This is a genomic window from Sneathiella sp., from assembly GCF_002694385.1.
GTDB lineage: Bacteria > Pseudomonadota > Alphaproteobacteria > Sneathiellales > Sneathiellaceae > Sneathiella.
The window spans coordinates 174,808-200,814 of sequence record NZ_NZMB01000005.1; the positions used below are offsets into that span (position 1 = coordinate 174,808).

General features: G+C 55.1%; 25 protein-coding genes and 1 pseudogene. 18 read left to right on the forward strand and 8 right to left on the reverse strand.

All coding sequences use genetic code 11. The features are described from left to right. Positions 1 to 43: 43 nt before the first annotated feature. The 6 genes and pseudogenes from CMN55_RS17005 to CMN55_RS02035 form a co-directional block, all read right to left on the reverse strand. Positions 44 to 306 (reverse strand): annotated as a pseudogene (locus CMN55_RS17005) (MaoC family dehydratase); the annotation flags it as partial. 4 nt (positions 307 to 310) lie between these two features. Continuing rightward, positions 311 to 697: a hypothetical protein gene (locus CMN55_RS02015; RefSeq protein ID WP_293947867.1), complete on the reverse strand. Its 387-nt coding sequence runs from the start codon at positions 695 to 697 to the stop codon at positions 311 to 313. An 8-nt stretch (positions 698 to 705) separates the two neighbouring features. Continuing rightward, complete coding sequence (locus CMN55_RS02020) at positions 706 to 1,107, reverse strand: Zn-ribbon domain-containing OB-fold protein (RefSeq protein ID WP_293947868.1); 402 nt, start codon at positions 1,105 to 1,107, stop codon at positions 706 to 708. Positions 1,108 to 1,109: 2 nt separating this feature from the next. Beyond that, positions 1,110 to 2,261: a thiolase family protein gene (locus CMN55_RS02025; protein ID WP_293947869.1), complete on the reverse strand. Its 1,152-nt coding sequence runs from the start codon at positions 2,259 to 2,261 to the stop codon at positions 1,110 to 1,112. A gap of 13 nt (positions 2,262 to 2,274) precedes the next feature. Further along, entirely contained in the window at positions 2,275 to 3,090 is an 816-nt protein-coding gene (locus CMN55_RS02030; protein ID WP_293947870.1) for an enoyl-CoA hydratase/isomerase family protein, read from the reverse strand. Positions 3,091 to 3,125: 35 nt separating this feature from the next. Continuing rightward, positions 3,126 to 4,262, reverse strand: coding sequence for an acyl-CoA dehydrogenase family protein (locus CMN55_RS02035; protein ID WP_293947871.1), 1,137 nt, complete (start codon positions 4,260 to 4,262; stop codon positions 3,126 to 3,128). Between the two features lie 185 nt (positions 4,263 to 4,447). Between CMN55_RS02035 and CMN55_RS02040 the strand changes: the two genes are divergently transcribed. The 4 genes from CMN55_RS02040 to CMN55_RS02055 all read left to right on the forward strand — a co-directional run bounded on the left by CMN55_RS02040 (position 4,448) and on the right by CMN55_RS02055 (position 9,009). After that, a complete protein-coding gene (locus tag CMN55_RS02040) occupies positions 4,448 to 4,981 on the forward strand; it encodes a TRAP transporter small permease (RefSeq protein ID WP_293947872.1) in 534 nt (177 codons plus the stop codon). Further along, entirely contained in the window at positions 4,974 to 6,281 is a 1,308-nt protein-coding gene (locus CMN55_RS02045) for a TRAP transporter large permease (protein WP_293947873.1), read from the forward strand. The genes CMN55_RS02040 and CMN55_RS02045 overlap by 8 nt, the downstream gene beginning before the upstream one ends. A gap of 115 nt (positions 6,282 to 6,396) precedes the next feature. Beyond that, positions 6,397 to 7,536, forward strand: a complete 1,140-nt coding sequence (locus CMN55_RS02050) for a C4-dicarboxylate TRAP transporter substrate-binding protein (RefSeq protein WP_293947874.1) — start codon at positions 6,397 to 6,399, stop codon at positions 7,534 to 7,536. Positions 7,537 to 7,869: 333 nt separating this feature from the next. Then, positions 7,870 to 9,009: a C4-dicarboxylate TRAP transporter substrate-binding protein gene (locus tag CMN55_RS02055; protein ID WP_293947875.1), complete on the forward strand. Its 1,140-nt coding sequence runs from the start codon at positions 7,870 to 7,872 to the stop codon at positions 9,007 to 9,009. A gap of 40 nt (positions 9,010 to 9,049) precedes the next feature. On the opposite strand, the gene CMN55_RS02060 is transcribed toward CMN55_RS02055, so the two are convergent. Next, complete coding sequence (locus CMN55_RS02060) at positions 9,050 to 9,844, reverse strand: IclR family transcriptional regulator (protein WP_293947876.1); 795 nt, start codon at positions 9,842 to 9,844, stop codon at positions 9,050 to 9,052. Between the two features lie 382 nt (positions 9,845 to 10,226). On the opposite strand from CMN55_RS02060, the gene CMN55_RS02065 reads away from it, so the two are divergent. From CMN55_RS02065 to CMN55_RS02095, 7 genes are all read left to right on the forward strand, one after another. Continuing rightward, positions 10,227 to 11,216: a thiamine pyrophosphate-dependent dehydrogenase E1 component subunit alpha gene (locus CMN55_RS02065; RefSeq protein ID WP_366931950.1), complete on the forward strand. Its 990-nt coding sequence runs from the start codon at positions 10,227 to 10,229 to the stop codon at positions 11,214 to 11,216. Positions 11,217 to 11,218: 2 nt separating this feature from the next. Next, positions 11,219 to 12,193 carry an alpha-ketoacid dehydrogenase subunit beta gene (locus CMN55_RS02070; RefSeq protein ID WP_293947878.1) on the forward strand — a complete coding sequence of 325 codons (975 nt, stop codon included), beginning with the start codon at positions 11,219 to 11,221 and terminating at the stop codon, positions 12,191 to 12,193. Between the two features lie 16 nt (positions 12,194 to 12,209). After that, positions 12,210 to 12,995 carry an enoyl-CoA hydratase/isomerase family protein gene (locus tag CMN55_RS02075; protein ID WP_293947879.1) on the forward strand — a complete coding sequence of 262 codons (786 nt, stop codon included), beginning with the start codon at positions 12,210 to 12,212 and terminating at the stop codon, positions 12,993 to 12,995. Positions 12,996 to 12,997: 2 nt separating this feature from the next. Further along, on the forward strand, positions 12,998 to 14,230 hold the full coding sequence (locus CMN55_RS02080) for a dihydrolipoamide acetyltransferase family protein (protein WP_293947880.1): 1,233 nt from the start codon (positions 12,998 to 13,000) through the stop codon (positions 14,228 to 14,230). A 14-nt stretch (positions 14,231 to 14,244) separates the two neighbouring features. After that, positions 14,245 to 15,417 (forward strand): acyl-CoA dehydrogenase family protein, encoded by a 1,173-nt coding sequence (locus CMN55_RS02085; RefSeq protein ID WP_293947881.1) that lies wholly within the window; start codon positions 14,245 to 14,247, stop codon positions 15,415 to 15,417. A gap of 29 nt (positions 15,418 to 15,446) precedes the next feature. Continuing rightward, positions 15,447 to 16,937 carry an AMP-binding protein gene (locus tag CMN55_RS02090; protein ID WP_293947882.1) on the forward strand — a complete coding sequence of 497 codons (1,491 nt, stop codon included), beginning with the start codon at positions 15,447 to 15,449 and terminating at the stop codon, positions 16,935 to 16,937. A gap of 182 nt (positions 16,938 to 17,119) precedes the next feature. Continuing rightward, the gene (locus tag CMN55_RS02095) at positions 17,120 to 17,371 is read left to right on the forward strand and encodes a GlsB/YeaQ/YmgE family stress response membrane protein (RefSeq protein ID WP_293947883.1); all 252 of its coding nucleotides are present in this window, start codon (positions 17,120 to 17,122) and stop codon (positions 17,369 to 17,371) included. A gap of 143 nt (positions 17,372 to 17,514) precedes the next feature. Here the strand turns inward: CMN55_RS02095 and CMN55_RS02100 are convergent, their stop codons facing one another. Then, positions 17,515 to 18,546, reverse strand: a complete 1,032-nt coding sequence (locus CMN55_RS02100; protein ID WP_293947884.1) for a TRAP transporter substrate-binding protein — start codon at positions 18,544 to 18,546, stop codon at positions 17,515 to 17,517. Positions 18,547 to 18,694: 148 nt separating this feature from the next. On the opposite strand from CMN55_RS02100, the gene CMN55_RS02105 reads away from it, so the two are divergent. The 7 genes from CMN55_RS02105 to CMN55_RS02135 all read left to right on the forward strand — a co-directional run bounded on the left by CMN55_RS02105 (position 18,695) and on the right by CMN55_RS02135 (position 25,953). Next, on the forward strand, positions 18,695 to 19,498 hold the full coding sequence (locus tag CMN55_RS02105; RefSeq protein WP_293947885.1) for an IclR family transcriptional regulator: 804 nt from the start codon (positions 18,695 to 18,697) through the stop codon (positions 19,496 to 19,498). A gap of 403 nt (positions 19,499 to 19,901) precedes the next feature. Continuing rightward, positions 19,902 to 20,783, forward strand: a complete 882-nt coding sequence (locus tag CMN55_RS02110) for an HpcH/HpaI aldolase/citrate lyase family protein (protein ID WP_293947886.1) — start codon at positions 19,902 to 19,904, stop codon at positions 20,781 to 20,783. Continuing rightward, positions 20,783 to 22,054: an acetyl-CoA hydrolase/transferase family protein gene (locus CMN55_RS02115; RefSeq protein ID WP_293947887.1), complete on the forward strand. Its 1,272-nt coding sequence runs from the start codon at positions 20,783 to 20,785 to the stop codon at positions 22,052 to 22,054. The genes CMN55_RS02110 and CMN55_RS02115 overlap by 1 nt, the downstream gene beginning before the upstream one ends. A gap of 64 nt (positions 22,055 to 22,118) precedes the next feature. Continuing rightward, entirely contained in the window at positions 22,119 to 23,309 is a 1,191-nt protein-coding gene (locus CMN55_RS02120; protein ID WP_293947888.1) for a CaiB/BaiF CoA transferase family protein, read from the forward strand. Positions 23,310 to 23,329: 20 nt separating this feature from the next. Continuing rightward, a complete protein-coding gene (locus tag CMN55_RS02125; RefSeq protein WP_293947889.1) occupies positions 23,330 to 24,094 on the forward strand; it encodes an enoyl-CoA hydratase/isomerase family protein in 765 nt (254 codons plus the stop codon). A gap of 35 nt (positions 24,095 to 24,129) precedes the next feature. After that, the gene (locus tag CMN55_RS02130; protein WP_293947890.1) at positions 24,130 to 24,657 is read left to right on the forward strand and encodes a TRAP transporter small permease; all 528 of its coding nucleotides are present in this window, start codon (positions 24,130 to 24,132) and stop codon (positions 24,655 to 24,657) included. Positions 24,658 to 24,666: 9 nt separating this feature from the next. Continuing rightward, complete coding sequence (locus CMN55_RS02135) at positions 24,667 to 25,953, forward strand: TRAP transporter large permease (RefSeq protein WP_366931951.1); 1,287 nt, start codon at positions 24,667 to 24,669, stop codon at positions 25,951 to 25,953. Positions 25,954 to 26,007 lie beyond the last annotated feature (54 nt).

A 26,007-nucleotide genomic window follows, 5' to 3' on the forward strand; every position in this document is an offset into this window, starting at 1 on the left:
GTCATAACGGTTCGGGTTATCCGCAGNCTGCNCTCCGCCTGCNGTGACCGTATCGCCATTGCGGACCGGTTTTGAAAAGCGGACATTCATCTTTGCCNNNGCAACGGCNTCTTTNCCGANGGTGCGGGTNGCGGATTGCCAGATCAGCGACAGCGACATGGTGCCATGGGCGATGACATCGCCGAAGGGCGTATTTTTCGCAAATTCCGGGTCCATATGGATGGGGTTGAAGTCATTGGTGATGGCCGCATATTTGGCGATGGCGGCCGGATCGACCGCGAGACTGCTTTCAATGAGTTTTCGCATATTCTCACCCTCCCCAGATGACGCCCATAAGACCTGTGAACAGCAGAGTGCCGTTCTGGTCGCAGGACCGTGTTTCGAAATGGATCCATCTGTTATTCTTGCGCATTTCCTTCTGCTGACAGATCGTCGTGGTGATGATCTTGTCACCAAGTTTCGGGAGTTTATGCACCGTAAATTCCTGCGTACCGTGAATATTGCCCTTTGGTCGTGGCTCTACAGTGGCAAGAAAAGCACGCATGGTGATGGCGGAAATCATGCCGGGGGGCAAATCCGGCAATTGATCCCTGTCATCGGGAAAGAGGTCAAGAAACTGCTCCATCACCTCGTCATTGAAGTGCTGGATATTTTCGCCGATCATCTGGCCCGGCTGTAATGTGTCGAATGTGTACATCCTGATGATTACCCCGCTGCCTTTGCCTGCGGGATTTTCTGATCACCGCGGGTTTCAAAGGTAAGCTCGATATCCATGCCGATATGAACGTCCTGCACATCGCAGTCGATGACATTCATCATCGTACGAACGCCTTCTTCAAGGTCGATGAGCGCCAGGACATAAGGCAGGTCTTCCTTGAAGGCGGGGCTGGGCGCATGGTTGACCACCGTAAAGGTCGCGACTTTCCCGCGACCGCTGGCCTGCCGCCATTTCAAGTCGGAGCCATTGCAGTGTTTGCACAATGCGCGTGGATAGAATTGTGTCTTGCCGCAGGAATTGCATTCCTGAAGCAAAAATTTCTCTTCATTACAGGCTTCCCAGAAGGCAACCGTGTCGGGATTGGGGGTTGGGATCGGTTTCATGGTCATTGTTATTGTCTCCCGAGGATGATGGAACAGTGAGCGGATAGAATACCGCCATCACCATGGACAAAAGCGATTTCGCTATCCTCAACCTGACGGCCTGTGGCCTCCCGCCGAAGCTGACGGACCGCTTCGACCACATGGAACATGCCGCCCGCCGCCCCGGAATGGGCGTAGCTCATCAGGCCGCCATGGGTATTGCAGGGCAGTTTGCCGCCGAGTTTGAGGGCACCGTCCAGGCAGGCCGGTCCAGCTTCGCCTTTTTCGAAGAAACCTATAGATTCCAGCTCGACCAGCAGGGTGATGGTGAAGCTGTCATATATTTCCGCAACATCGACATCTTTTGCCGTAATTCCGGCACGCTCAAAGGCGTTGCGCGCCGCGCTTTTGCATCCGAAGTCGACAAGGGAGGGAGCCGCCATGATATGCTCATGGGTATGGCCCTGGCCGGTGCCCATGATCTCGATTGCCTTCTTGGGGCGGTCGGCGGCAGCATCTGCGGCACTTACCACAATGGCCGCGCCGCCATCGGAAATCAGGCAGCAATCCATAACATGCAGAGGGGAGGCAATGATCCGGCTGTTGACCACATCATTGATGGTGATCGGTTCCTTGCGATGTGCCTTGCTGTTCATGATGGCATATTCACGGGCCGTCACAGCGATGGAAGCGAGATGTTCAGACGTTACGCCATACTCATGCATGTAATTTTGAGCGACCAGCGCATAGGCGGCCGGGACAGACATGCCATAAGGATGTTCGAACTGGGCATGGCCAACTTTGGCAAGGGTGGCAACCGCGCCGCCCTTTGGCATCCCGGTCATACGGTTGTCACCGGTAACCACCAGCACATGTTTGCACATGCCGCTTTCAACAAGAGCCGCCGCCTGCATGACCATGACGCAGGCGGTCGCACCGCCGACTTCAATGGCGGCGTTAAACTTGGGCTGGATATTCATATATTCACAAAAGACCGAGCTCAGCATCAGATGCGGTTCGGTAAAGGAATAGGCGCAGAGAACGCCATCGATATCCGCCTTGGTAAGACCCGCATCGGCAAGGGCGCCGAGCGCGGCCTCGGCATGCAGGGCCATGCAGCTACTGCCCGGAAGTGCACCGACATCCGTGTCGTACACACCGGTAATCATTGCTTTTTTCATATATAGAGACCTCTTACTTTATTTGTTCTTTATCCCAATTGAAGGTGAGGGGTTTCTTATCAAGGAAGCGGGCGACGGCGTCGTGATGATACTGCGATTCCATGCACATCGCCTGCGCATAACTTTCCATTTCGGACAGGGCCCGCTGATCCAGCTCAAAGGATTTGTTGAGAATGGTCTTGGACATGCCGATTGCCTCACGCGACGCATTTCTGAACTGTCCGGCGAAGGCAAGGGCGTGATCAAGCAAGTCATTTTCGGGAATAATATCCCGGATCATGCCGAGGGATTTGGCTTCCTCCGGCTCAAGGGTGCGTGCCGTGAAGATAATATCCTTTGCCGCCTGTAACCCGACAAGGCGGGGCAGGGTGAAGAAACCGCCAAGATCGGGGACGAGACCAATGCGTCCGAACACAGCGCAAAAGCGCGCCCGAGGGGAGGCGAAAATGAAATCCGCCGCAAGGGCAAGGTTGAAACCGGCGCCGAAGGCCGGGCCATCAACCGCCGCGATGACGGGAAGTTCCAGATCGACGAGCTCGCGGAACCACAGATGTAAATCCTGAATGCGGGTGCGGTTGTCAGTGATCGGGCGGCGGTTTTCGCTGAGCGACTTGAGGTCGCCGCCCGCACAGAAGGCGCCGCCTGAACCGGTGATTACCAGCGCCGCCAAATCCTTGTCCTGGCGGATTTCCAGGATGATTTCTGTCAGATCCGCCCGCATCTGCAAATTCAACGCATTTCGGGCATCCAGTCGACTCAAGGTTATGAGGCCAACCCTATCTTTGATTTCATAAGTCAGCGTTTCGAGTTTTTTTGTTTTCCCGCTCATTTTCTTATACTCCCAGGATTTCTTTATGGTGTTTTTTATAGGTCGAGGCTACGGGCAATGATATTCCGCTGGATTTCGCTGGTTCCCTCGCCGATGACGTAGACGAAGGCGTCCCTGTGGAAGCGGCCGACAGGATACTCCCGCATGATACCGGCGCCGCCATGAATGCGGATGGCGTGTTCCGATGCCTTTAAGGCGACCTCGGAGGATATCAGCTTTGCCTTAGCGGCGATTGCGTTGGTCAGGGTTTCCTGATCGACGCACCAGGCGGCATGATAGACAATCCATTTCGCGGCTTCAATATTGGCCGCCATGTCGGCCAACTTGTGGGCGATGGCCTGAAAATCGCTGACTTTCCGGTTGCCGATCTTGCGATCGCGGGCATAGCTGACGGAGGCATCCAGCGCGGCGCGAGCAATTCCAAGCGAATTTGCGGCAACCCCGACGCGATTTTCGGTCAATGATTCGAGGATAACCGGATAGGTGCCGGTCTCCCCGCCCAGTAAGCAGTCATCAGGGACAAAAGCATCATTAATGAATATGAGGCCGGTTTCAGAACTGCGGATCCCTTCTTTTTTCAGCTTGTGAATCTCGAAACCCTTGTTAGGCATTTCAACTATAAAGAGACTGATGGATTCAGGGCGCTGCTCCGGTGCGGTGCGGGCCGCCACCAGAATAAAATCGGCAATCGGGGCATTGGTGATATACATTTTGGAGCCGTTCAGCTTCCATCCGCCATCGACTTTTTCAGCCCGCGTTTTGAGGGCGCGAATATTCGAGCCAACATCCGGTTCGCTTAGTCCGAAAGCGGCAATCTTGTCCCCGCGGATTGCCGGCTTGAAGAATCGTTCTTTCTGTTCTTCGGTGCCGGTTTTCCAGATTGGCCAGATGCCAAGGTGGGAATGGGCGGACATGCTGGAGGCAAATGCCTGGCTGATGTAGCTGAGCTCCTCCCGGATGATGCAATCGCTGATTTTGTCCATGCCGGTTCCGCCGCTTTCTACCGGATACCGGGTTCCGAGGATACCAAGCTCTCCCCATTTTTTGAACATTTCCCGGGGAAAAGATTCTGTCTCTTCCGCTTCAAATACGAGAGGTTTTATTTCTGTTTCGCAAAAACGCTTGATCGTTTCACGAATTTGTTGTTGTTCCTCTGTGAAGGTGAAGTCCATCAAGTGGCTCCCTTTGTTGCCGGAGTTATTAAAAAGGATATCAGATATCGTGTTGGACTGGTGCAATCCAAAAACATATTGCATTCTTTATAAAAAACGATATTCTGTAAAGAGAATTTTTGAGACGCTGCGGCACTTGTGAAACAGTGTCCTGATAATTTATAAAGTTCTATTCGGGAGGGTAGATGATAAAGCGGTTTCTCGATCGTATCACCTCGAGTTTTACAATACTGTCCGGCCTGGCGCTGATCTTTATGTTGTTGCAGATCAGCGTGGACGTATTTTGTAAATATGTTTTCAACACTCCATTGCTGTGGACGATGGATGTGGTTGCCTCCTATATGATGGTGGCGATTGTATTCCTTCCGTTGGCGGAGGTGGAGCGTAAAAACAGTCATATTCGAGTTGAGCTGCTGATCCAGGGTATGAGTTACCCGGTTCGGCGTGTAATGGTGGCTTTCTCCACAATTGTTTCAATTGTTTACTTTGCTGCGCTGACCTGGCGCACCTGGGGCGATGCCATCGATAAATTTCATATTGGCGAATATGTGATGGGTGAGGCGCAGGTAACTGTGTGGCCGAGTCGTTTCTTCTTGCCCATTGGCTGTGCCGTACTGGTGCTATTGCTGCTGTACAAGCTGTGGCGCTACATCACGGACAAAGAGTTTCTAGAAGAAGAAGAAAAGCTTGCAGCCTCGGGAGAACTTTTCGATGAGTGATATTCAGATTGGTTTTCTTGGGCTGGCCATCATGGTCGTGCTCATGCTGCTCTATGTCCCGGTTGGTGTGGCATTGGGGCTTGTCGGGGCTGTCGGTATCTTTTTCGTGCTTGGCAGTGGCGCCATGTGGGGGATTATTACGGCAATTCCCTATGACTTTGCTGCTCACTGGACGTTGAGCTCGGTGCCGATGTTCCTGTTGATGGGATATGTGGCTTATCATGCGAACCTGACGGACGGACTGTTCCGGATGGCGCGTCTCTGGTTATCGGCTTTGCCGGGCGGACTTGCGATTGCTTCCATCGGCGGCGCTGCAGGTTTCTCCGCAGTGACGGGATCAAGCCTGGCTTGCGCGGCGGCGATGGGGCGGATTGCAGTTCCGGAAATGCTGCGCTACAACTATGATAAAGGGCTCGCTTCCGGTGTTGTTGCGGCGGCCGGTACGATCGGTTCGATGATCCCGCCCAGCATCATGCTGCTTATCTATGGCGTTTTTGCGGAAGTCCCCATCGGCAAGCTGTTTGTGGCCGGTGTTATCCCGGGTCTTCTGACGGCTCTCATGTTCGCCCTGATGGTTGTCGCGCGCGTCAAGATAAACCCGTCGCTTGCACCCTCACTTGATGCGCGGCCGACCTGGGGCGAACGGTTTATGTCGCTCAGCGAAACCTGGCCGATTATGGTGATCATCATTTCGGTGATCGGCGGGTTGTTCCTGGGTGTCTTTACCCCGACGGAAGCGGGCGCCGCCGGTGCCTTCATGGCCTTTGTCGTTGCCGGGCTGCGGCGCAAGCTGAATGTCGATCTGATCAAGAAATCCGTATCGGAAACGCTGGTCAGTACGGCGTCAATCTTTGTGATTGCAATCGGGGCGGCCATTCTGACGCGCTTCCTGGCGTTGACCGGCGTTCCGGACTTCCTGTCAGACTTTGTTCTGGATGCGGCGGTCAATCCGTTCACTATTCTGATGGGAATGGCCGTTGTCTATCTGATCCTGGGGATGTTCCTGGATCCGATCGGCATCATGCTGCTGACACTGCCGATTTTCCTGCCGGTTGTCGAGGCGGCGGATATCAACCTGATCTGGTTCGGTATCCTGATTGCCAAATTCCTGGAAATCGCGCTGATCACGCCACCGGTCGGACTTAATGTTTTCGTTATCAAGGGGATTGTGGGTGACGCAATATCCACGGTAACGATCTTTAAGGGGATCGTGTGGTTCCTGGTTGCGGATCTGGTCACTATGACTTTGCTGATCGTGTTCCCGCAATTAAGCCTTTGGTTGCCGGCCCTGATGGATTAGATACGGCGGTAGTATAAGAAGAAAAACGGCGGCCTGCAGGGTGTGTATTGCGACTGTGTCACAAGTTGATCCTGCGGGTCCAAAATAAAGAATCAAAAAGGAGAGGATGAATATCATGAAAATTGAATTTTCTAAAGTTTCACTGGTTGCGGGACTGGCGCTGGCTGCGTCGGTATCCTTTACCAGTGTGTCGTCGGCGGACGAAGGGCGCTTTGCGTCGTTCGTTTCTCCGAAAAACCCGGTCGTTGAATATGGCGCGGTTCCGTTTATTGAGCGGGTTAGCAAGGAAACCAATGGTGAGCTGACCTACAAGATGTTCTCGGGCGGCTCCCTGCTGGGCGGCAAGAACATGGTTAGCGGGCTTGCCGATGGTGTGGCCGATATCGGTCAGATCGTGTTCGGTTACTATCCGGCAGAGTTTCCCTATGCCAGCCTGATCGCCGATATGGCCATCTATGGTAAATATGCACCGGCTGTGGCCGCTGCAGTCACGGAATTCAACTTCCTTAACTGCGCCGGATGTCTGGAAGACTACAAGCGTAACAGCCTTGTTATCCTTGGCTCCACCAGCACCTCGGCCTACCAGCTGCTGGCCAAGGAAGATGTGAGCTCGGTTGAGTCTCTGAAGGGCAAGAAGATCCGCACGGCGGGTGCCCTGTGGTCGCGTTGGGCAACCTCTGTGGGTGCCGTTCCGGTTTCCGCACCGTCCAGCGAAATGTATGAGCAGATGTCCCGCGGCATGGTGGAAATTGCTATTCAGCCGACAGGCGCCCTGAAAAGCCACAGCATCTGGGATATTGGCAAAGATGTTGTCATGCTGAACCTCGGTACCTATCCATCATGGGGTGTCTTCTCTGTCAGCGCCAAACATTGGGCCTCGCTCTCGAATGAATATCGTTCAATTCTGATGAAGAATGCGGCGATTGGCGTGATTGATTCCGCTCTCGGTTACATGGCCCTCGATGAGGAAGTGGAAGCCGTAGCGGCAGAGAAGGGTGTTAACCTGATTGAACCGTCTGAAGGCCTCAAGAACTCCGTTACCGAGTTCCTCAAGAATGACCGGGCAACCGTGATTGAGATGGCGAAGACCAAGTACAAAATCGCCGATCCCGAGCCGTTGATGGACAAGTATGTCGAGCTCATCAACAAGTGGGAAGCGAAGTTCGAGCCGATCCGCGGCGACCGCGACGCCATGGCACAGATGCTTTGGGACGAAGTGATGTCCAAGGTTGATGTGGCAACCCTCGGCAAATAAAGCGAAATGAAGAGCCGGGCAAATTGTCCGGCTCTTTTCTTTTTTCCTGCGATCTCCGGGAGGTGCTCGAAAGAGCAGGGATCAATCCGTATCGGGAAAAATGAAGGAAGGCGTCGGCTTTCGTCGGCACAGGAATACGGAATGAAGATCTGATCGGCGGGCTCGCCCGACCGAACATGATCGGCGACATTGTTTTTTATCACAAGGAATAACAGGCACAAACGGCGAGGTCGTCTCGCGGTACGGGATCCGCTGTGCGGATAAGGCAAGCAAACATGGTTTCTTGCGCAGCTTGAAAAAGCTGATTTTACTCACAATAAAAAAGGGAAGAAAATGCGAAAATTACGAACAATGGCACCAGTTGTTGCGGCATTTACGCTCATTGCATCAGTGGCTGTTTCAGGAAATGCAACAGCGGAGGAGGCACGCTACGCCACGTTTCTGCCGCCGAAAAATCCGGCTGTCGAATATGGCGCGGTTCCGTTCATGGAGCGTGTTGAAAAGGATTCGAACGGGGAAATGAGCTACAAGCTCTTTGCCGGCGCCTCCTTGCTCGGCGGCAAAAACATGCTGCATGGACTACGGGATGGCGTTGCGGATATCGGCCAGATTATCTTCGGTTATTTCCCCTCTGAACTTCCTTATGCGGCCCTTGTTGCCGATATGGCCATTTATGGCAGCTTCCCTCCGGCCGTGACGGCGGCTGTGACAGAATTCAATTTTCTCCACTGTCAGGGCTGTCTGGATGGATATAAGGAAAATGGCATTGTCGTTCTTGGCTCGGTCAGCACATCTCCTTATCAGCTTCTTGGCAAGGAAGACCTGAGCACCGTTGAAAGCCTGAAGGGCAAGAAAATCAGGACAGCGGGCGCCTTGTGGTCACGCTGGGCCAGCTATGTGGGCGCCGTTCCGGTCTCCATTGCCGGTGATGGGATGTATGAAGCCCTTTCACGCGGCCAGGTGGATGTGATCATGCAGCCGGTTGGCGCGCTGCGCAGTTACAGCTTCTGGGATATAGCCCGCAAGGCAACGCTGCTGAACCTCGGCACCTATCGGTCCTGGGGTATTTATTCCATCAGTTTGAAATACTGGAACAGTCTGACAGTCCCGCAACGTGAAATCCTGATGCGGAATGCCGCTATCGGCCTGATCCAGACATCCAAGGGCTATATGAAGGCAGATGAAGAGGTTACGGCGCTGGCCGATGAAAAGAAGCTTGAGTTCTATGAGCCATCAGACGAGTTGAAAAAGTCGGTTGAAGAATTCCTCAAGGCGGACCGGGCAACCGTTGTCGAAACCGCTAAAATCAAATATCAGATCGCCGATCCTGAGCCGCTCATGGACAAGCTGGTCGAACTGATCGGCAAGTGGGAAAAGCAGTTTGAACCCATCAAGAATGACGAGGCGGCCATGGCCGACATGCTGTGGGATCAGGTTCTCTCTAAGGTTGATGTCCGGACACTCGGGCAGTAAGGCGCAAGGGGTGGACGGCGCGGCGCGTCGTCCACCTTTTTTAAGCCGCCGTGCCGTCCGCGCGTGTGCCCTGTATGGCGGCGGTCACCGTTGCCGCGGCTTTGATGACGGAATTGATGACCCTTTCGCGCTTGGCTGGGTCGAGCTGGGCTGAAACCGCAACGGCGCTGATGGTCATCAGCGGCATCCCGTCCGCTCCGAATACCGGGGATGAGATGGTCGTAAATCCTCTTGAAAAATTTCCTTCATCAACCGCGCACTTGCTCTTGCGGACTTCTTCCAGGCTTTCATACCATTCGTCGAAGGGGGCGGGATTTTCAATGCGTATTCTTGAATAGGCGGATTTGAGCTGTTGCTTCGACATGCCCGAAAAGGCCGCAAAGCAGCGTCCGAGAGCACCCACAAAATAGGGCAGGCGCTGGCCGATGCTCATATGAATGCTGATCACGCCGCCAGATCCGGCATTGGCGATCAGCATGACGCGCTCCCCGGGAATCTTGTGCCACAGCGTCATAGTGACCTGATTTTCCTTGGAAATATCGTCAAGAAGCGGCTGGATCATACGCACAAGGCTGGCGCTGTTCAGCGCGGAATGGGCAATCTCCACCAGGCCGAGCCCGATCTGATAGGTTTTTGTTTCCGGTGTGAAGACAACCAGCCCTTCATGAACCAGGGTACGCAGCAGATTGAAGCAGGTGCTCGGGTTGATATTGAGGTCGCGGGCAACCTGTGTAACCCCGAGAGGGGACTTGTTTGCACTTAAGTATCTGAGGACACTAATACCGCTAACCAGTGCGCCCACGAGCTTGGGCTGAGTGTTGGAATCGCTCTCCATATGATGTCGCTGACTATCCATTCATCAAAAATACGATCTGCCCGAAACAGCTGTCCGCCGGGCGGAGAAACAGACATGTAAACCCTTTATTTCTCGTGAATGGCTCATTATAGCATAACGCCCAAGCAGTGAAACACCAAAGGCTCTATTCCTTGAAATGTTTTGTCAGAACAAAATATTCCCATGTTCTGTTGCTCCTTCGAGAATTTACGCTTAACGTTCAACAGATGCTTTGAAAGCGTCGGAATACGCGACAGGCCAGACGATCTTCGGGGTTGTTTGCCTCTCATGAAATGGTTCGTAATTCTCTTGACAGAAAAGTATTCTCATATAGAAATATATGCAAGATAATTATTGCAGCCCCTACACTCAGGATGGCATGATGAAATCAAGAAAAGCGGGAAATACAGCCGCCAAATCACAGTTGCTGGAATTTTATGAGCGGATGCTTCTGGTGCGGGAGGCGGAAAACAAGTTGTCGGCCCTTTTTGCCGATGGTGAAGTGCCGGGATTTATCCATCTTAGCGTTGGGCAGGAAGCGGTATGTGTCGGTATTACCTCGGCGCTGGAGGCGCGGGATACGCTGGCCTCGAACCACCGGGGACATGGCCATGCCCTGTCCAAGGGAGTTGATCTGGAGACATTTTTCCTTGAGATCATGGGCAAGGAAGAGGGTATCTGTGGCGGCCGCGGCGGTTCCATGCATGTGGCGGATATGTCCGTTGGCATGCTGGGCGCGAATGGGATCGTCGGCGCGGGCATCCCGCTCGCGGTTGGCAGTGCATTGGCTCATCAGGTGCGGCAGAATGATGCTGTTGCCGTTGTTTTTTTCGGGGATGGCGCGCTGGCCGAAGGCGTTCTGCACGAAAGCCTCAATCTTGCCGCCCTTTGGAAACTGCCGGTGCTGTTCGTTTGTGAAAATAACGGATGGTCGGAATTCTCCCCGGCCAGCAAGCAATTCATCGCCAATGTCCGGGATTTGGCGACGGCCTTTTCCATTCCCTCAAAAAAGGTGGATGGCAATGCGGTTCTTGAGGTTCATGACGCAGCGGTCGGGCTTGTGAATGCGGCTCGAAATGGTGAGGGACCGCAGCTTCTTGAATGCATCACGCATCGCTGGCGCGGGCATTTTGAAGGCGATCCCCAGAAATATCGCAGCGAGGACGAGATGTCCGGCCTGGCCGATCATGATCCCATCGCCGCTTTCGAGGCGCTGCTGGAAAAGAAAAAAGTCAGCAAGGCCGATATGCAGGAAGTACGCGACAGGATTGAGGAACAGATTACCCGCGCCGTCGAGGCGGGCAGGGCAGGCAGCGCCCCGGATTTTGAGCGGGCAAAAACCGATGTATACACCGTGCGGGAGGCTGTCTGAATATGGCTGAAGTGAGATTTGCCAAGGCCATCAACATGGCGCTGGACGAGACTCTGACGAAGGATCCGTCCGTTGTCGTTTTTGGGGAAGATGTGGCTCATGCGGGGGGTCCGTTCGGGGTGACTCGCGGACTGCTGGATACCCACGGCGAATTGCGGGTCCGGGATACTCCCATTTCGGAGGCAACCATCGTCAGTGCCGCCGTTGGCGCCGCGATGAGCGGCCTCAAACCGGTTGTCGAGATCATGTTTATGGACTTCGTGGCGATTGCTATGGATGGTCTCGTCAATCAGGCGGCGAAAGCCCGTTTCATGTTTGGCGGACAATGCTCCGTGCCGATGGTCCTGCGTACGCCCCATGGCGGCGGGGTCAATGCCGGGCCGCAGCATTCGCAATGTCTGGAAGCCTGGTTTGCCCATATTCCGGGACTGAAAGTTGTTGTGCCCAGCAATCCATCGGATGCCTATCAGCTTTTGAAGGCGGCCATTCTGGATCCCGATCCCGTTATTTTTATCGAGAACAAGGCAATGTACTCGATGAAGGGCGATCTGGATGAAGCAGCCCCGGCGATCGAGATCGGTAAAGCCCATATCGCGCGTGCCGGGGATGATGTGACCATCGTTTCCTATGGCGCGGCTGTCAATACGGCGCTTGCGGCGGCCGCCACCCTGGCGGAGCGGGATATCGAGGCGGAAGTCGTTGATCTCAGGTCCATTCAGCCGTGGGATGAGGAAACGGTCCTGCAATCGTTGTCCCGGACCCATCGTCTGGTTATCCTGCATGAGGCCGTGACGAATTTTGGTGTCGGGGCGGAAATTGCGGCCCGCATGGCGGATATCGGCTTTGATGAGTTGGATGCGCCGATTATTCGCGTTGGCGCGCCCTTTATGCCGGTACCTTTTGCGAAATCCCTTGAAAGCCGTTATCTGCCGGATGCCGATGATGTCATCGCCGCCGTAGAGAAGGTTCTAGCCTGATAATTGGAGAAATAAAATGGCCGAGAAATCTATCCTGATTGACAAGGACGGACCCGTTGCAACGCTCACGATCAATCGTCCCGAAACGCTGAATGCGCTGGATGTTCCAACCCTGCTGGAAATGGAAAAGGCGCTGGGCGAGCTGGAGCGGGATGACGATGTCCGGGTGATCGTCTTTACCGGCGCCGGTGAGCGGGCCTTTGTCGCGGGCGGGGATATCAGTGACCTCAATTCCCGTCAGGGGCTTGCCCATTATCAGGAATTCGCGGAAATAATCCACCGGGTCTTCCGGCGGATTGAATCCTGTGACAAGCCGACCATTGCGGCAGTCAATGGCTGGGCGCTGGGCGGTGGAACGGAGCTGATCCTTGCTCTCGATATTCGCATCCTTTCCGAAAAGGCCCGCCTTGGCCTTCCGGAAATCACGCTTGGTCTGTTTCCGGGGGCAGGTGGTACACAACGTATCATCCGGCAGATCCCGCTTTGCCGGGCGAAGGAGATCATGTTCACGGGCGACCAGATCACGGCGCAGGAAGCTGTCGATTATGGTCTTGCCAATAAGGTGGTTCCGGCGGATGAACTGAAAAGCCACGTCAAGGAACTGGCCGATAAAATTGCCCATAAATCACCGCTTGTCCTGAAGCTTCTGAAACGGGGGCTGCTGCATGGTGCGGATATGCCGCTTTCAGCGGCGCTCCCCTATGAACAGAGCCTCATCGGGCTGGTGCTGGATGCCGAGGATTCCCATGAAGGCTGCACCGCCTTTCTGGAAAAACGCCCCGCCAGTTTCAAAGGGAAATAAGCATGTCAAACGGCACCGAGCTGATCATGCCGAAGCTGGGCCTGACCATGACGGAGGGAACCATCTCCGAATGGGTCGTCGCGCCCGGCGATAAGTTCAGCAAAGGCGATGTCATTCTGGTGGTTGAAACGGAAAAGATCGCCAACGAGGTAGAGGCGCCTGCCGATGGTGTCTTTGAAGACATTCTTGTCCCCGCCGGCGAGACGGTCCCCGTAGGGGCCGCCATCGCCCGCTGGAATATTGGCGCGGCTGGGGCGACGGATAAAATGCCGAAGGAGGGCTCCCCGGTGACGTCAGAAACACCGGAAAAACAGCTGGCTCCCGCCGCTCCGGCGGCGTCTGCTTCCGCACCCATTGCACCTCCGGCGCGTGAGGCGGGAACCCGCATTGTCGCAACGCCGCTTGCGCGGCGTATCGCCCGGCAGAATAGCATTGATCTGGGGCAGGTGGATGGCTCCGGTCCGCGCGGGCGGATCAAGGCGGATGATGTCCGCGCTGCCATTCCGGCCCTTGCCGCAATGCCGCGAGAGGGTGCAAGACAGATTGCCAATCCGGCACGGCGCGCGCCCACCTCATATGAGGCCACTGTCGCCCGCCGTCTGAGCGAAGCAAAGCGGGAAACACCGCATTTTTATCTGGCAACGGAAGTGGACGCAGGCCGTCTGCTGGACCTCAAGGACCAGCTTAATGATGAGATTTCGGGCGTTAAAATCAGCGTTAATCACCTGATTATCGCCGCGGTTGCCAAGGCGCTTGCCGAAAATGAAAAGGCAAATTCCGTCTGGCAGGAGGGCGAGATTGTCACATATGACAGCGTCGATATCGGCGTTGCGGTTAATACGGACAACGGGCTTTTTGCGCCGGTCCTGAAAAATCTGGGCGGGCTTGATATCGTCTCGATCGCGGCAGCCGCAAAAGCGATGGTGGAAAAAGCGCGCAGCGGCAAGCTTGCCGGTGATGACCTGGCGGGCGGGGCAACGACCATTTCCAATGCGGGGATGTTCGATGTCACCTATATGAGTTCCATTATCAACCCGGGGCAGTCTTCCATCCTCGGAGTGGGCAGTATCCGCGAGACATTCCGGCCCAATAAAAAGGGCAAACCCGTTTTGAAACAGGAAATGGGGCTGGTTCTCTCCTGCGATCACCGCATTTTCGATGGTGTCAGCGGCCTTACCTTCCTGAACGCCATCAAATCATATCTTGAAAAACCGCTTAAGCTGCTGGTCAAATAGAAAAGGGAAAGAAAATGGATTTCCGGCTAACTGAAGAGCAAAGGATGATTGCCGAAACCGCCTTTAAGATTGGCGATGAATTCGGGTTGGACTACTGGCGGGAGCTGGACGCCAAGAAGGAATTTCCGAAGGAACTGTGGAAAGCCGTCTGTGATGCCGGACTTGCGGGCGTTGCGCTTCCCGAAGAATACGGCGGGGCCGGGTCGGGCATGCTGGAAATGGCGCTGATTGTCGAAAATCTGGCGGCCAGCGGCGGCGGATCAACTCTCGGCCAGCTTTTCATGATCAACCCGATTTTCGGCGGCGTGACCATTTCAAAATATGGCACGGACAAGATGAAGAAAGAGCTGCTGCCGCGCCTGATCAGCGGGGAAATCAATTTCTGCATGGCCTTGACCGAGGCGCGGGCAGGCAGCAACAGCCTTGAACTCAAGACATTCGCCGCGGAAGATGGCGATGGCTGGCGGTTGAATGGTGAAAAAATCTGGATCACCGCCGTCGATCAGGCCGAAAAGATGCTGGTCATTGCCCGCACCAAGAAGGTTGAGGATGTGCAGAAGCGCACGGACGGCCTGTCCATGTTCATGATTGATGTGAAGCGGGAAGGCCTCACCTATCATCCTATTGAGAAGGTGGGCACGAAGACACTGTCGTCCTGCACCGTCTTTTTCGATGATGTCCGGATCGAGCCGGAGGAGCTCGTCGGCACGCTGCATGGCGGCTGGAGGGAACTTCTGGATACGCTGAATACGGAACGGATTGTGACGACGGCGGGTCTGGTCGGGGCGGGGGATCTGGCCCTTCGTCTTGCCGTGAATTACGCCAATGACCGTAAGGTTTTCGGGGATCGTCCGGTGGGTTCCTATCAGGGCATCCAGTTTCCGCTGGCCCAGGCCAAGGCGGAAATCGAATGTGCGCGGCTTATGAATTACAAGGCGGCGGCGCAGTTCGATGCGGGGGAATCGTTCGGCAGTGAATCCAATGCCGCCAAGCTGATCGCGGCGCAAGCCGTCGCCGATGCGACGGAGCGGTCCATGCAGGCTATGGGCGGAATGGGCTACGCGACCGAATCCCATCTGGAGCGGCTCTGGCGGGATGCGCGGCTGTTCCGTTTCGCGCCGGTTTCCGAAGAAATGATCCTCAATTTCATCGCGATCCATGATCTCGGGATGCCGCGCTCCTACTGATCGTTGCGGGAGAAAAAAGGAGGAAGAGGATGGTCAATCTCGGCAGTTTCCTGAAATATCACGCAACACGCTGGCCGGAGAATACCGCCATCGTCTATGAAGATGTCCGCATCAGCTATGGCGAGCTGTGGGAACGTGTGCGACAGCTCGCCCGATTTTTGAAAGAGCAGGGCATCGGCAAGGGCGATGTGGTCGCCGTCTTCATGAAGAACAGCCCGGCATTTATAGAAGTGGCCTGCGCCACCAGTTACCTTGGCGGCGTCTTCCTGCCGATAAATTATCGGCTGGCGAGGGACGAGATTGCCTATATCACCGGCAATGCCAAGGCGAAGCTGCTGGTTGGAGATGAGGAGTTTTCACCTATCCTGAAACTGGATATGCCGATCATCCTGCTCAATGAGGCGATGCAGAAAAATCCGCTTGTCCTGACGGGCGGGAATAAAGCCGTTCCATCGCCTGAATTCATGCGCCCGGATGATCTTTTCCGCCTGATGTATACGTCCGGCACGACCGACCGGCCAAAGGGCGTCATGCATAGCTATGATAATTTTTACTGGAAATGCATGGAGCATGTGGTGGTCCTCGGGCTGTCGCAGCAGACCCGCCTGCTGGTCACGGGCCCGCTCTATCATGTGGGAGCGTTTGATCTGCCGGGGGTGGCCGTCCTGTGGCTTGGCGGGATGCTGAAAATTCATCGCGACTTTGATCCGGCAGACGTGCTGCAGGCGATCGAGGCGGAAAAGCTGACCGGCGCCTGGCTGGCCCCGATCATGATGGCAGGTGTGCTGAGCTATCCGGAACGGGATAAATTCGATGTCAGCAGCCTTGAATGGTGCATCGGCGGCGGCGAGAAAACGCCAGAGGGGCGGATCGTCGAATTTCAGGAATACTTCACCAACGGTCGCTATATCGACGCCTATGGGCTGACCGAATCCTGTAGCGGGGATACCTTTATGGAACCGGGCTGGGAAATTGAGAAGATCGGCTCCACGGGGCGCGCCACTCCCCATGTTTCTATCGCCATCGCCAATGACGAAGGCGCCTTCCTTGAACCGGGGGAAGAGGGGGAGATATGCCTGCGCGGCCCGAAGGTCACGGAAGGCTACTGGAATGATCCGCAAAAGACGGCGGATACCCGGTTCGGAGACTGGTTCCGCACCGGCGATGTGGGATATCTCGATGAGGATGGCTTTCTCTATCTGACCGATCGCAAGAAGGATATGATTATCTCCGGCGGGGAGAATATTGCCTCTTCCGAGATTGAACGCGTTATCTATCAGATGCCGGGGGTCATGGAGGCCGCCGTCATCGGCATGCCGGACAATCGCTGGGGCGAAGTCCCCGTTGCGATTGTCGTGCCGAAGGAGGGGATAACAATCGATGAGGCCGCGTTTGAGGCTCATTGCCGCAAGCATCTGGCAGGCTTCAAGGTTCCAAAACGCCTGATTTTACGGGACAGCCTGCCAAGAAATCCATCCGGAAAAATTCTGAAGCGGGTGCTGCGCGAAGAGATCGTCTGACCCGTCTTAGAGCAGGGGTAACGCGGGCTTTGAAGATGGATCGTTTCTGCTTCCGGACGGGCTGCGCTTTAAAAGTCACAGGGACAATAACCTGTATTGCCTTCAATCTGACATAGTTTGCAATGACACTATATTTATGAAAATCATATAATGTTGGTGTTTACTTTTGAGGAGGACTTAACATGGGCGAAGCAGGAATAGGCTGGTTAGCAGCCATTATCATCGGGGGAGTAGCCGGCTGGATTGCCTCAATTCTGATGAAAGCGAATACCGGGATATTCTTCAATATTATTCTGGGGGTTATTGGCGCCGCAGTGGCGAGCTTTCTGTTCGGCTTGCTCGGGATCTCCTTTGGCGGCTGGCTTGGGTATCTGGTGGCGGGCATCATTGGCGCCTGCATTCTTGTCGGGATCGTCAGGGCAGTTAAAAATTAGCAGTCAGATGACAGAATAGCCAAAACGGGAGGGATAACCCTCCCGTTTTGCATTTGCAGATGGCCATAGAAAAACCCGCCGGTAGACTTACCGGCGGGTTTTCTGTTGCAGATAACAGGGTATCTTATCCTGCTATTTGTGTATTACTGCTTGGCGAGCGCATCCCGGAACTGCTTCAGGACTTCGCTGCCGGGCTTGCCGCGGCCATCGAGGTCTTTCGCCCATTCATCCGCGACTTCATCAGAATGTTTCGCGAAGGTTGCGAGGTCTGACTCGCTGAGCGTATAATATTCAACGCCTTCCGCTGTCATTTCCGCAACGGCCTTGTCAACGCCTTCATCGATGTTGTTGCACATGGTCGTGACCATTTCCTCGCTGGTTTTGGTCATCACGTCCTTAACGTCATCCGGCAGTTTCGCCCAGGAAGCTTCATTGATCACGAAGCTGACAATGAAGCTGCCGAAGTTGCCGCCACGTGTGCCGTACTTCAGCAGGGAAACAAGGTCATAGGAGATCACGCTCTGGTTCGGGAAGATCAGCCCATCCAGAGTGCCGCGGGAGAGGGATTCACGGACTTCCGTTGCCGTCATGCGAACCGGAACCACACCGATCTTGCGGGAAAAGATATCCATGGCGCCGCCGGTGCTGCGCAGCTTGAGACCGCTTGCATCCGCCGCCGTCTGAACTTTCTTGTTGGCGGTGTAGATCTGATAGGGCTCAAGCACAAAGGCAAACAGAAGATGAACATTGTTGGCCGCAAACTCTTGGCTCTTGATCGGGTCCTGATTGGCGACTTCCCAGAAGGCTTTTGTCCCAATACAGGAGGTCGGGAAGCTGCCCGGAAGCTGAGCCACACCGGCCAGCGGCATTTTGTCAGAGACATAGGAAACGCCGACATAACCGATATCCGTCACGCCATTCTGGGTGAGGGTCAGCATGTCTTTTGCCTTGCCGAGCTGTTCTGCCGGAAAATGCTCAAAAGTGACGCGACCATCAGTGCGTTCGGTCACCTGCGCCATCCAGGGTTCAACGGCCTGAACCTGAATGAAATGCGCCGTGGGGAAGGAATGGGCAAGCCGGAGCTTGATCGCGTCCTGCGCCAGTGTTGTTGCCGGTAAACCGGCAACAAGTGCTGCCACAGCTGTAAGTACTAATTTTGAAATGGTTTTTTTCATTTCTCTCCCTTTCTGTTGCGCCCGGGTTCTTATTGAATGTGTTTGAAACACAGAGATATACTGGCGCGACGTATCCTGTTACTTTTTACTTGTTCCGTTATGAGTATGATATACCATATTAAGAACATATCAAGTCAAAGGGAGGGCTATGACAAAAAATAATCCGAAAGGGCCGCGGTCTCCTGCGCGGGTGATGCAATTGCTGGAAGTGCTGGCATCAAGTACGGAAGGATTGACGCTGGCCAAGCTGAGCGCGACGCTGGAAACACCTAAAACCAGCCTGCTCAGCCTGTTGCGGTCACTGGAAGCCGAGGATTATATCGAGGTTCAGAACAAGGCTTATCAGCTCGGCGCCAGGGCGTATCGCCTTGGCAATATGATCAATGCCCGAATGAAGGCGCAATCCTCCTTTCCTTCCGCGGTCCGTCCGTTCCTGCTGGCCCTGTCGAAGGAGAGCGGGGAAACCATTTTCTCCGGCGTGCTGGCAGAGGAAGGCACGCATGGTGTGTTCATTGATATGGTTGAAGGAAACGGTGTACTGTATCTTTCATCTGTGATCGGGGCGCAGCGGCCGCTATTCTGTTCTTCATTCGGCAAGTGCCTCTTGGCATTTCAAAGCGTCAACTTCATCCAGAGCTATCTTGAAAAAGTCGATCCTGTTTCGCCGCTGACCGGCGAAAGATTTGAAAAAAGCGCCATCCTGCATGATCTGGAGCATATCCGCAGAACCGGCGTCAGCGTCACCATGGGAGATACGGTGGAAGAGGCCGGCGGGGTGAGCGTCCCCGTGTTTGGGGCGGAAGGACGGCTGACGGGCAGCATCACTCTCGCGGCGCCGCTGGGGCGTCTCAAACTTCATTTGCCAAGATATTGCGAACTCGCCCATGCAGTGGGGGAACGGGCGTCCCAGTTTATGGGGTATGCCCTGCCGTATCCCGGATCAAAGGAATAGGAAGGCCCAACCAACCCACGCACCGTTTTATGGCTGCTTGCCATCTGATGAGCATTTCAAAGCCCTCTTGTGCAGGGCAGTCATTCTGATCCCTGCCGATTGCCTGTGACCTTATTTTGCGTATTTGATTGATGCGCCCCATGTTTTTCTTAACCAGGTCCGACGTCTAACTATCTTGTGATCGGGCGGACGGCTTTCTTCTGAAAATTGCGGCTTGACACATAAATAGCGCCCCGATATTTTGGTCTTAAATAAGAACGATATTCAAATATCGGAACAAAAAGGCATCAAGACGCAAAATCTGACCCGAACTTATCAAACGATCTGCCTTTAAGGGGGCGGGGTCGGTTTTGCATATGGTGCCTGCTTTTCCGCCAGGACTTAAGAACTGGGAGGTTCAATCATGTTGTTTAGAAGTCTCTTTTTTGCTCCCGCCAACCGGCCCGACTTGCTTTCCAAATTTCCGCGTTTCTCTGCCGATTGCTATGTGATTGATCTGGAGGATGGCACGCCGCCCGGCGACAAGATTGCCGCGCGTGAGGCGCTCGCCGGGAATATGGACATGTTGCGCAAGGCGGAGGTAAAGGGGCTCCTTTATGTCCGGGTTAATGAACCGGGGTCGGAATTCTATCTGGATGACATCGCCGCGGCTGTTGCCTGCGATATTGATGGCATTGTGATCCCCAAGCTGGAAACGCCGGATCAATGTGAACCGATCATTTCCGCCGTGAAGGAAGCAAACGGCAAAAACCCGGGCAAGCGCCCGGTTCGCATTCTGGGCGGAATCGAATCCATGCTGGGTGTCGTGAATGTGAATGAACTGTGCCGGGCAAACGATCTGATGAGCGCGGTCTTCTTCGGGGCGGAGGATCTTGCCTCCGATATGGGCGCACGCCGCACCAAAGAGGGGGACGAGGTGCTTTATGCCCGCTCCCGCGTCGTGCTCGGGGCAAAGCTGGCCGGGATTGTCGCCATTGACCAGGCCGTAATTGACGTGCGCGATGACGAACAGTGCCGCCGCGATGCGAACAAGGGGCGGGACCTTGGCTATGAGGGCAAGATCTGCGTCATCCCGCGCCAGATTGATATCTGCAACAGCGTGTACGCACCGACAGAAGATGAAATCACCGAGGCTGCGGAGGTTGTGGCCGTTTACAATGAAGCGATGTCGAAGGGCATCGGCACCATCGACTTCAAAGGCAAGATGATTGACGGTCCGCTGCTCAAACGGGCCGAGCAAACCCTTGCCGTCGCCGAAGTGATCCGTCAGAGGGAGAAGGGTTGATGAAAGAACTGGATATTACCGAGCTGGACCTTGCCAGCCTGATTAAAAAATCGGAAACGGTGACCTGGGGCAATGCCTGTGCGGAGCCGCTGACCCTGACGGAAGCCCTCGTCGCGCAGCGTAAAAAACTGGATGATGTTCATGTCTTCTTTGGTTCGGCTTTCTCCAAAACATTCTCGCCGGAACATGCGGAAGATCTGACCTTCATGTCCACAGGGGGGGTCGGCACGGCGGGCGTCCTCACCAAGGCAGGGGTGTGCGATGTCATCCCCTGCCATGTGTCCCAGGTGGCCGGATATATTGCGGCGGGCCGGATTCCCTGCGATGTCGTGTTTGTGCAGGTCAGCCCGCCGAATGAGCGGGGCGAATACAGCCTTGGTGTGACCAGCGACTTTATCTACACCGCCGTCAAGAAGGCACGGCTTGTGATCGCGGAAATCAATAGCCAGACACCGCGCAGCTTCTGTTCAGAGCCGCTGACGGCGGCGGATATCGACTATTGCATTTATTCCGACCGGCCGGTCGTTGAATTGCAGGCTGCGCCGATTACGGATATCGACCGCACGATCTCCTCTTTCGCGGAAGGCTTCATTCCCGACCGGGCAACCTTGCAGGTCGGGATCGGCGGTGTGCCGGAGGCCTTGATGGCGGAACTCAAATCCCGCAAGGGGCTTGGCATTCATTCGGGGATGATCGGGGATAGCGTGGTTGATCTCGCCGAATCCGGCGCGTTGACCAACGAATTCAAGGAAACCGATCCAGGCATCACCATCACGGGCGCGCTGATCGGCACCAAAAGGCTTTATGATTTTGCTCATGATAATCCGGCGCTGCGTATGGATCCCGCATCGGTGACCCATGACATCCGCGTGCTGGCGGAGCTGTCCAACTTCATTTCCCTCAATTCGGCGCTTGAAGTGGATATCACCGGTCAGGTGAATGCAGAAGGCATCGGCCCCAATTATTTCGGCAGCGTTGGCGGTCAGGTCGATTATGTGCGGGCGGCCGGTCTTTCAAAGGGTGGTTGCTCCCTGATCGCGCTGCGCAGTTCCGCCAAGGGCGGAGAGGTCAGCAAGATTGTCTCCAAACTCTCCGGCCCCGTCACGACCGCCCGCAGTGATGTGGGGGTCGTGGTAACCGAATTCGGCGCCGCCGATCTGCGCGGTCTGCCCCTCACCAAAAGGGTGAAGGCCATGATTGATATCGCGCCGCCGGAACATCGCGAGCGGCTGGAACGCGAAGCCCATGACGTTGTGAGAATGGTTTCCTAGTAAACTATCTGTTGGTGAGATGATGGACCCGTCGCAAAGTAAAAAGTCAGGCCCGCTTTCGGGTATGCGGATCATTGATCTGACATCCGTCGTGATGGGACCTTACTGCACGCAGATCCTCTGCGACCTTGGTGCGGAAGTGATCAAGATCGAGAATGCCGATGGCGATCCGACCCGTCATCTCGGCCCGACGCGCCGTCCGCTGCAAAGCGGCATGTTCATCAATATCAATCGGGGCAAGAAAAGCGTTGTCATTGATCTGAAGCAGGAAGAGGGGCGGGCGCTCTGCCTCAGGCTGATGACAACGGCGGATGCGGTCGTGCATTCCATGCGGCCCGCGGCCATAAAGCGTCTTGGCCTCACCTATGAGGATGTCCGCCAGCATAACCCTGAAGTTATCTACGCCAATCTCTATGGCTTTGGCCGGAAGGGACGCTATGCCAACCTCCCCGCCTATGACGATACCATTCAAGCGGTCAGCGGCATGTCGATGCTGCAATCCCATATGGTGGGGGAGCCGCAATATACGGCGACGGTGATCGGCGACAAGCTGTGCGGCGTGGCGGGCGCCTATGCGATCATGGCGGCGATGATCTTCAGGCTGCAAAGCGGCAAGGGGCAGGAAGTCGAAATCCCGATGTTTGAGACGATGGCATCCTTCCTGCTGGTCGAGCATATGTCAGGCGCGGTGTTCAATCCGCCCCTGGGCCCGCCCATGTATGAGCGGGTGATCCTGCCCGACCGCAAGCCATTCAAGACGCAGACAGGATATCTTGCGGTGATCATCCATAACGACAAGCAGTGGCGGAATTTCACGAAAGCCCTGAACCGGGATGATCTTGCGAATGACGAACGGTTCAGGACGCAGTCGGGGCGGAGCAAAAATACCCGCGCCTTTTACGAAATTACCTCGGCTCTCTTCCTTGAGAAGACCGCGGAGGAATGGAAAGACCTTCTGGAAAAGGCGGAGGTGCCGGTCGCCGAGCTTAACAGCCTCGAAGATCTGTTCAGCGATCCACACATGGAAGATGTTGGTTTTTTCCGGGAGGTTGATGATCATCCCGACGGACCGGTGCGTCTGCCTGTATTTCCGATTACTTTCTCTGAGAGCCCTGCTACATTCAACGCCATCGCGCCGGAGCTGGGCCAGCATACCCGCGAGCTGCTGGATGAGCTCAAAATAAACAATGAAGAAATAACGGCCCTGAGCCAGAAAAACATCATTCAGTTCGGCCATCTCAATGCGGCTGAATAAACCGGAAAGGGAGTCCACATATGACAGACGCCATTTTGTTTGATGTCCAGGATGACATCGTCATCATCACCATCAATCGGCCTGACAAGCTCAATTCAATCAACAAGGATGTGCGCGAAGGCTTGCGCGCGGCACTGGAACGGTTTGAGGCAACGCCGGAGCTGAAAGTCGCTATTCTGACGGGCGCCGGGGAGAAGGCATTTTGCGCCGGAATGGACCTGAAAGAGGCGGCGGACAGCATGCTCGGCGTTCCGGCCCGTGATTTTATTCCCGTCGTTGGCGACAGCGTGACGCTCACCAAACCCATTATTGCGGCGGTCAACGGGTTCGCTTTCGCGGGCGGCTGGCTGTTTGCCCAGATGTGCGATATCTGCCTTGCCTCAGATAATGCGGTTTTCGGCATTACCGAGGCCAAGGTCGGGCGCGGCATGCCCTGGGCGGCGCCGCTCGGCAACATGATCCCGCCGCGGGTGATGATGGAACTGCTGCTGACGGGCGATTCACTATCGGCGCAGCGGGCGCTGGAAATCGGCTTTGTCAACAAGGTGCTGCCGCAGGCGGAACTGCTTCCAGAAGCGATCAGCATGGCGAAGAAAATTGCGGGCAATGCGCCCCTGACGGTCAAGGCAGCGAAGGAGCTTGTCTATCTGTCATCGGAAATGGGCCGGTCTGCGGCATTGCGGGCCGCCTATCACCTGTTTGAACCGGTTTATAAAAGCGAAGATGCGCTGGAGGGGCCATTGTCCTTCCGGGAAAAGCGGCCGCCGAAATGGCAAGGTAAGTAACCCGTATAAGAATTCATTGGGAGGGACTGAACATAATGGAGAAGATAGACAAGGTCATAACCCTTGTTGAGAAAGCGGTGATATCGCTTTCCGGGGTTTGTCTGACGGCCATCATGCTGATTGTCACGGTAGACGTGGTGATGCGGTATCTTTTTGCATCGCCGCTGAGCTGGTCTTTCGACCTGATATCCATGTATCTGGCGACATTACTGTTCTTCGCCGCCGTTTCGGACACTTTCCGGCGCGGCAGCCATGTGAAGATTGATCTGTTCGACAAGCTCGGGTCCGTCCGGATACGCGCCGTCATGGAGAGTATCGGCTATATTGGCGCGCTTGTGCTTTTTTTCATCATGTTCCGGGTGAGTTGGGAAGATGGCATTAAAAGCCTCATGGCCGGCGACGTGATCGCCGGGGCCATCCCCTGGCCGACCTGGATTCCCTATATCATCGCGGCGATTGGCTATGGTCTTCTCACCGTCAGGATCCTGTTCACGGTTTACGAACGGATCAGGGTCGTTATTACGGGCGTTGCGAGCGAGCGCGTCGTCGAGCATCTGGAATAGGGAGAGCAGATTATGATGTTTCTTGGTGTAGTTGTTCTGCTGCTGATGCTCGTATTCGGGATGCCGGTGGCCTTTGCGCTGGGTATTTCCGGGATGGTCGGTCTTTATACGATTGGCGGCCTGCCGATGGTGGAGGGGATCCTGAGGACGGTCTCGCTCTCGACTACGGCGTCCTATGAGCTGTTGACCATTCCCATGTTCATTTTGATGGCGGAATTCATTATCGTCAGCCGCATTGCCAATGAACTCTTCGACAGCGCGAAAACCTGGGTGGGGCGCACTCCGGCGGGGCTTGCCATTTCAACGGCACTGGCCGGTGCAGGGTTCGGCGCCATTTCCGGCTCCAGCACCGCCTCCGCCGCGACCCTTTCGGCAACGACCATTCCGGCGATGCTGGAAAATAACTATAATCCGCGTTTTGCCTCCGGCGTTGTGGCGATATCCGGACCGCTCGCCATGCTGATCCCGCCCAGTATTGCGCTGATCCTGTATGGCCTGATTGCCGATATCAGCATCGGCAAGCTGCTGATTGCCGGTATTGTCCCCGGCATTCTGGTGACCTGCGTCATCATTCTGACGTCGGTCGGTCTGGTGACGGTATTCCCTAATCTGGCGCCGCCCGGACGGGCCTACAGCATGGGGGAGAAAATCCGTTCGCTGAAGGTGATCGGGCCGATGCTCATTCTGATCACCCTGGTGACCGGCTGTATCTATCTCGGTATTGCGACGCCGACAGAATCCGCCAGCCTTGGGGCCTTCGGGGCGTTCTGTATTGCCGTTTTCCGTCGGCGTATGACGCTGGAGACATTCTATACCGCCCTGCGCAAGGCCGCCGCGACAAGCTGTATGATTGTGCTGATCATCATCTGCGCCCATATCTTCAGCTATTACTTTACCCTGACAGGCGTGACGCAGGCGCTGGTTGCCATGGTGGGTGATCTTGAGGTTGATCGCTGGGTCATCCTGATGCTGATTATCATCATGTATCTGATTCTGGGCTGCTTCATGGATCAGATTGCCATCCTGTTCCTGACGGTTCCCATCACCCTGCCGATCATCCTGCATCTTGGATATGATCCGTTCTGGTTTGGTGTCGTTGTTATCATTACGGCGGAAATCGGTCTTGTAACGCCGCCCATCGGGCTGAATGTGTTCGTTGTTTCCGCCTATTCCAATGTGAAGGTGCAGGACATTTTCATCGGCGTCTCGCCGCATGTGGTGGCGCATATTCTGGTGATTATCCTGCTTGCCATTTTCCCGGCAATCGTCACCTGGCTGCCGGAAACCGTCCGATGACGCTCATCATTGAAACCCGGCGGATGAAGTGAAAATTTCTTAAAGTTAGGAAGG